Here is a 7,105-nt window from a genome sequence, read left to right as displayed (position 1 = left end):
TTCCGAATTTTGGCTAAAGCCTTATAAGTTTTGTTTGTAATCCGTTGGCTAAAGCCAACGGCAATGAAAAATACAAGTGATTTTTGATAACTCCTCCTTCATTGCCGTCCCATTTATGGGACGGATAAAAAAATCAGAAAATGGGCTTTAGCCCAAATGCTAATCTTCCGAACACTTATGGTATCAAGACAAAGTAACAGCCTTCCCGCGGCAATTGAGCGGGCCAATGTTTAGCACGCACTCAACATGAGAGATGCCGAAATAAATCGGTATAACGGGTTGGTTGTGAAGCTTGTCTCGCTTAGACTTACTGCTCGTAGAAGATTTCTCCTCGTATCACGTTCGTAATGACCTGGTGGAGAATATGAAACTAAGCTGAAAAGCTCACCTTCCTCTGTGGGAACCTGTTGGCGTAGCCGGTTACGATATTCTTGATATAATCATTACCCGGGTAGGGTGTAAGGTAGTTCTTTAACGCCTGAATATTATCAGCATCGTAATAATGAGAGATATAACCCATACCATAAAAACGACCTTCTTCTATCAAAATACAACTGTGCTCGTCATCGGTGCGGCCTTCATCGCGAATAGCGAAGGTTGGCAATGCTTTCTTCAGTTCATCCAATGCACCGGTTATGCGTTGGTTATACTCTTCCGGTGTTTCGTGCCCTTCGCAGGCGCAGTTGCCCACATTATTGCCGCTGCATGGCTGGTCGTTCTTTTGAATAAAACACAGTTTAGGGCATAGGCCGAATTGTTCTATGAGGTTCAATAACAAGTTATGACCTTCTAACAAAGAGTTGCAGGCATATACCGATGGCATGTGCTTACGGTGCTTATCAACCGCCAGGCGCATATAACCGCGCTGGTCTTCAAAAACATAAAGCCCGAAGGTGTTCTCGAAGCGTTTTAACGATCGGTTGTATTTAGGCCACAGTCGTTTTATCTCTACGGCTTCCAGCACAAAAGCAATAAGCTCGGTGCCGCAAACCTGGTGACTGATGCGATATATATTGCGTAAAAACTCCTGTCGCTGTAAATTAGGGTTGTTACCTGTAAAGTGGCTGCATACCCGTTTCTTAATATTTTTTGCCTTGCCAACATATACCACCTTGCCTTTTTGATCGTGAAAGTAATAGATCCCCGGTGATGAGGGTAGGGCTTCAATATCTGTTTTGGGCAGGTTGGCAGGTAAAACCTGTTCTTTGCTGTTTTGCTTTAGGGCCGAGCCAATATGGTTATCGGTATCGCTTTTTAATAGCATCCCAAATAGCTGCGCGGTTGCTTCGGCATCGCCCATGGCACGGTGGCGACTGTTGTTTTGAATGCCTAAATGGGTGCACAACTTACCCAAGCTGTATGACATTAGGCCCGGCATTATTTTGCGGCCCAGCCTTACGGTGCAAAGCTTATTGGCCTGCAATTCGTAGCCGGAGGCATTGAGGTGGTAGCGTAAAAAGGAATAATCGAAGTTTACGTTGTGGGCCACAAAGATCTGGCCTTTTAGCAGGTGGTAGATCTCGTGCGCCACGTCCTCAAAAGAAGGGGCATCCTGTACCATTTCGTTAGTGATACCTGTTAGGGCACGGATATAAACCGGGATATCCCGTTGCGGGTTTACCAGAGTTTCGAACCGGCGGGTGATCTTTTTGCCATCATGTATGCATATAGCAATCTCTGTAATGCCATTTGCACTGGCATGCCCTCCCGTCGTCTCAATATCCACAATTGCATACATAGTTTTCAAATGTAAAACTTTTTTGCTAATAATTTTAGTTGCGATTGTGGAAAATTTTCGGAATGTTAAAAAGATAAGAAAATGTATATCCCAACAAAAAACCCATAGCCGTTATAGCTATGGGTTTCTTTTATCTATAGGTCAACTAATCAACCATTCTCTCTTCACTATTTCTTCTTCGCTTGCACCTGTTGTTGCTGACGCATCATTTCTTCCAGTTTTGCACCGAAGCCTGTTTTTTTCTTTTTAGGATCATCCGGTTTCTTTTTGTTCTCCTGGATCTGCGCGTGGATCTTTTTATCATCAACCATAAATTTAATTATGTATTGCTGTAAAAAGGTTAGCATGTTGGCCAAAAAGTAATAGTAGTTTAGGCCTGATGGGTAGCTGTTCAGCGTAGCAAGGAAAATGATAGGGGTAATGTAACCTATGTATTTCATTTGCCCGGTAGCACCCGAGATCTGGTTGTTAAAGTATGTATATATCAGCGTTGATATAGTCATCAGTAAACACATTAAACTAATGTGGCTGCCAATAAACGGGATCTTAGCGAATGTAATAACCGCATCGTAGGTGGATAGATCATGCATCCACAGGAAGCTTTCGCCCCTTAGCTCAAACAAGCTTGGGAAAAAGCGGAAAAACGCGATCACGATAGGCATCTGTATCAGCAATGGTAAACAACCACCCAGCGGGTTCACACCTGCCTTTTTATAAAGCTTTAGGTATTCCTGCTGTAAAAGGGTAGGGTTATCTTCACCAACCTTACCTTTTATCTCGTCCATCTCGGGCTTAAGCACACGCATTTTAGCCATTGACAGGTACGATTTATAGGTAAGCGGCGCTAATACCACTTTAAGTACTATAGTTAATATCAAAATGATGATACCGTAGTTCCAGTTAAACTTATTTAAGAAATTAAATAGTGGCAAAACCGCAAACTGGTTAATATATTTTAATGGTCCCCAGCCCAGGTTAACCAGCTTTTGCAGGTCGTTACCTTGTGCTTTAAGGGTATTAAAACGGTTAGGGCCAAAGTAAAACTCAAGCGGTACACTGCCATCAGCTTTACGTGTAAGCGTAAGGTCGGCCTTCATTTGTTTTACATTACTGGTATCGGCAACATCGGTAGCAACCGCCAGGTCAGATTTACCTATACCGTCTTTAACGATCAATACGTTCGAGAAGAAGTGTTGTTTAAAGGCCACCCATTGAACCTTTTTATCGGCAATAACTTTTTGCTCGTCCTTAGTTTCGCTCAGGTAATCAACCTCATTATCGGTATTTTTAAAATACACGGTGGTGTATTGGCGCTCCTGGGCAATATCTTTTTCCTGTTTGTGCAGGCTGGCTGCCCAGTTAAGGTTGTAAACACTGCTGTTGGCTACAACCTGGTCAAGCCCGGTAGATTTAATGGTTAAGCCTAATTTAAAGCCTGTACCTTTTAGCGTGTATATATAATCTATATACTGCGTAGGGCTGTAGCTTAAACGCATGGTAACCGAACCCGAATCCTGCTCAGCAACCTGCAATGATGTAGCGCTTGGCGTAAAATACAGGTCGTTTGTGTTCAGGTTTTTATCGCCTGCTTTTAGGGTGATGCCAAACTTGTTATCGTTACCATCAAATAGTATCAATGGTTTTTTATCAAACGTTTTATAGTTTTTTAACTCGGCCGAGAAAATGCGACCGCCCTTTGTTGACAGCTTTAGGCTCAATTCCTTGTTTCCGATAGTTACAAATTGCTCGGTACCAACAGTAGCCGCGCCAAAAGGTGATTTTAAAACTGCAGAATCAACAACACCTGTCTTTTTAGCGGTATCAGTTTTAATAGCAGCTGTTGCAGCAGCATTTTCTGCCTTTATTAAGCCCTTTTTTATCGAGTCCTGGTGAACGGTAAGCTGCTCTTTTTTAATGTCAGCCTCAGAAGGTTTCATGAAATATATGGAAGCACCCATAATTACCATGATCAGGAATAACCCTGTAAACGTATTTTTATCCATTATTTGTTGTATCGAATGATCAGCTAATACTTAATTGTTGTTGATCATTACTGTTAATTTTCGTCCTTGTTTCTTAGATTAACATCACCTATGTATACCGGCTTAATTTGATCAGATAGATGCTCATCGGTTTGATCAAAACCCTTACATTCTTTTTAGACCTATCACCGGTATTAATGTTACGCTGTGTTAACGCTATTATTATATCCGCTTTGTTGTATAAGCTTTACAGTATCAGGGAATAAACCCCTATGCTGCTATTACTTCTTACGGGCATAAGCCAGCGAAGCGGCGACAAAGTTAATAAAAAGTGGATGCGGATTAGCAACTGTTGATTTTAATTCCGGGTGAAATTGCGCTCCAACAAAAAACGGGTGGTTTTTTAATTCAACAACCTCTACCAAACCATTCTCCGGGTTAATACCAGATGGGGTTAAACCCGCGTTTTCGTAATCTTTTAAATACTTGTTATTAAACTCGTAGCGGTGCCTGTGGCGTTCGCTGATATGGGTTTTACCGTAAGCCAGTGCTGCCTTGCTATTCTTCTTTAAATCGCATGGGTAAGCGCCTAAACGCATGGTGCCGCCTTTATTAATAACGGTTTTCTGATCTTCCATCATGTCAATAACCGGGTGTGGGGTATCAGGGTTCATTTCGGTACTGCTGGCATTTTTTAAACCTAAAACGTTACGACCAAACTCCACAACAGAGCATTGCATACCCAAACAGATGCCGAAGAATGGGATGTTGTTTTCGCGCACATAACGGATAGCTTCAATTTTACCTTCAAAACCACGCTCGCCAAAACCCGGTGCAACCAATACGCCATGCAGGCCGCGCAGTTTTTCAACCGCGTTATCGGGGGTTAACTGTTCTGAAGGGATGTATTGTACTTTAACCTTGCACTCGTTTTTAGCACCCGCGTGTATAAATGATTCTATGATCGATTTATAAGCATCAGGTAACTCTACATATTTACCTACCAAGCCAATTTTTACTTCGGATGTAGGGTTTTTCAATCGGCCTAAAAAGTCTTTCCAGTTATCCAGGTTAGGCTCGTTTTTATGCGATAATTTTAATTTGGTAAGCACAGTTTTATCAAGCTGTTCTTTCAGCATCAGCAATGGCACATCGTAAATGGTAGATGCATCCATCGATTCGATAACCGCGTTAATGTTAACGTTACAGAACAGGGCTATCTTTTTACGGATATCCATGTTGATATGGTGCTCGGTACGGCAAACCAAAATATCCGGCTGTATACCATATTCCAGTAGCATTTTAACAGAGTGCTGGGTTGGTTTTGTTTTTAATTCGCCGGCTGCAGCAAGGAAAGGGATAAGCGTAAGGTGAATAACCAACGCGTTGCCCGGGCCAACTTCCCATTTAAACTGCCTTACAGCTTCAACAAATGGTAACGATTCTATATCGCCTACGGTACCGCCAATTTCGGTTATCACAATATCGTAATCGCCGGTTTCGCCTAGTATGCGCATATTGCGCTTAATCTCGTCTGTAATGTGTGGTACAACCTGTACCGTTTTACCCAAAAATGCACCTTCGCGTTCGCGGTTAATTACATTCTGGTAAATGCGGCCGGTGGTAATGTTGTTGGCTTTTGATGTTGGCGCGTTTAAAAAACGCTCGTAATGGCCAAGATCAAGATCAGTTTCGGCGCCATCCTCGGTAACGTAGCATTCGCCATGTTCGTAAGGGTTTAAAGTTCCCGGATCAATGTTAATGTAAGGATCGAATTTTTGGATGGTTACGCGATAGCCGCGTGCCTGTAAAAGTTTAGCTAATGAGGCAGAAATAATGCCTTTTCCTAACGATGAGGTAACTCCACCCGTAACAAAAATGTATTTAGTCATGATTTTTTTGAAATCCGGTAAGCGGTTTTTAGGCCGAAACCAATTGTTTGTGTACGGGATACAAAAGTAGGAATATTTACGGGGTTTTGGCTATCGATTTTACATTTGTTGAAAAGGGTTGGGCTTGAGGGAAAGTTTCGGGTTGTTTGAAAGGAATCAAGAGATAAGAATCCAGAGTCAGGACATTTGCTACTGCAAACGTCCCGCTTGTGGGTTTAGGATGATAATGAACAAGCTAAGCTTTGTATAACATGATGCAATGCGTTTACCAGGCATGCGGCCACAAGCGGGATGCTTGCGGTCGTGGCGATTAGAGTTTGGGCTAAAGCCCATTTTCTGATTTCTCTACCCGTCCCATAAATGGGACGGCAATGAATAAGAAATTATAGAAATCACTTGTATTTATCATTGCCGTTGGCTTCAGCCAACGGATTACAAAAGTTGAAATTTAAAAAGGCAGTCGGGATCCGCTACCTTTTTGTTTTATCTTAATGGTTTTAAATGCGGCTAAAACCATCTCTTGTTCCTCTTTAGAAAGCTCTTTACCATGCATTTGAAAGTTTAAACTCGATTTGCGACTTTGCATGTAAATACCGATCATTCCTTTCCCAACTATTTTTGGCCAGATAGTTTTAATTATGTATTCGCCGCTACTATCAATTTTTACATTTTGAGATTGATACTCAAAGTCTGATAGATGGTTGGCATAACCCATTGTGCTAAAATCAAAATACATGCTGATATTTTTCCCTTTTATATATCCTGTTAATGAGTCTTCCTGGTCAGTAGGAATATCGCTTTGCCATTCGGGCGGTACATCTATCGTAAATGCACCTATATCTAAAACTTTGGTATTCGGCTTGGCGCAGGCTATAAAAAAGAATAATAAAGCAAAAGTTAATCTACTGCGTATCATGGCGATAAGACTTAAAACAACCCGTTTATTTCGCGCTCTATTTTTTCTACGATAGAGGCCATATCTTCGGTATTGTTGGCAAAGTCCAGGTTGTCTTTATCTAACACCAGCAGTTTTCCAAGCTTGTAGCCATTTATCCACTTATCGTATTTCTCGTTCAGTTTGGATAGGTAATCTATGCGGATGCCAATTTCGTATTCGCGGCCGCGGCGTTGTATATTGTTTACCAGGGTAGGTACACTTGCTTTAAGATACACCAGTAAGTCGGGTGGTTTGATAAATTCAGTGATATTATCAAACATGCTTTGATAATTCTCATAATCGCGGGTGGTCATCAGCCCCATATCATGCAGGTTTTCGGCAAATATGTAGGCATCCTCGTAAATGGTACGGTCTTGTATTATGTTGCGGCTTCCCTTTTGTATCTCTACAATTTGGCGGTAGCGGCTATTCAGGAAATATATTTGGAGGTTAAAGCTCCAGCGTTTCATCTCGTTATAAAAATCTTCCAGGTAGGGGTTATTATCAACCGCTTCGTAAAGGGGTTCCCAGCCGTAATTTTTCGCTAACATTTCGG

The 7,105-nt window shown here is 41.8% G+C and carries 5 protein-coding genes; all 5 read right to left on the bottom strand.

Annotated elements, in window-relative coordinates; genetic code table 11:
- Positions 1 to 370: 370 nt before the first annotated feature.
- Positions 371 to 1,738, bottom strand: a complete 1,368-nt coding sequence (locus JWQ85_RS11940; RefSeq protein ID WP_299468198.1) for an exonuclease domain-containing protein — start codon at positions 1,736 to 1,738, stop codon at positions 371 to 373.
- Positions 1,739 to 1,905: 167 nt separating this feature from the next.
- A complete protein-coding gene (yidC, locus tag JWQ85_RS11935; RefSeq protein WP_299468196.1) occupies positions 1,906 to 3,741 on the bottom strand; it encodes a membrane protein insertase YidC in 1,836 nt (611 codons plus the stop codon).
- 260 nt (positions 3,742 to 4,001) lie between these two features.
- Positions 4,002 to 5,612: a CTP synthase gene (locus JWQ85_RS11930; RefSeq protein ID WP_299468194.1), complete on the bottom strand. Its 1,611-nt coding sequence runs from the start codon at positions 5,610 to 5,612 to the stop codon at positions 4,002 to 4,004.
- 448 nt (positions 5,613 to 6,060) lie between these two features.
- Complete coding sequence (locus JWQ85_RS11925) at positions 6,061 to 6,528, bottom strand: hypothetical protein (RefSeq protein WP_299468192.1); 468 nt, start codon at positions 6,526 to 6,528, stop codon at positions 6,061 to 6,063.
- An 11-nt stretch (positions 6,529 to 6,539) separates the two neighbouring features.
- A partial coding sequence (locus tag JWQ85_RS11920) for a deoxynucleoside kinase (protein WP_299468190.1) occupies positions 6,540 to 7,105 on the bottom strand: 566 nt, incomplete at its 5' end.

Origin of the sequence: Mucilaginibacter sp., assembly GCF_028288105.1 — a bacterium.
In the GTDB taxonomy this organism is placed as follows: Bacteria; Bacteroidota; Bacteroidia; order Sphingobacteriales; family Sphingobacteriaceae; genus Mucilaginibacter.
This window is presented reverse-complemented; position numbering and strand designations above follow the sequence as displayed.

Excerpts from the sequence above, each read along its gene's own strand:
- yidC (WP_299468196.1), bottom strand. The coding sequence starts at position 3,741 with ATGGATAAAAATACGTTTACAGGGTTATTCCTGATCATGGTAATTATG.
- JWQ85_RS11940 (WP_299468198.1), bottom strand. The coding sequence starts at position 1,738 with ATGTATGCAATTGTGGATATTGAGACGACGGGAGGGCATGCCAGTGCA.
- JWQ85_RS11930 (WP_299468194.1), bottom strand. The coding sequence starts at position 5,612 with ATGACTAAATACATTTTTGTTACGGGTGGAGTTACCTCATCGTTAGGA.
- JWQ85_RS11925 (WP_299468192.1), bottom strand. The coding sequence starts at position 6,528 with ATGATACGCAGTAGATTAACTTTTGCTTTATTATTCTTTTTTATAGCC.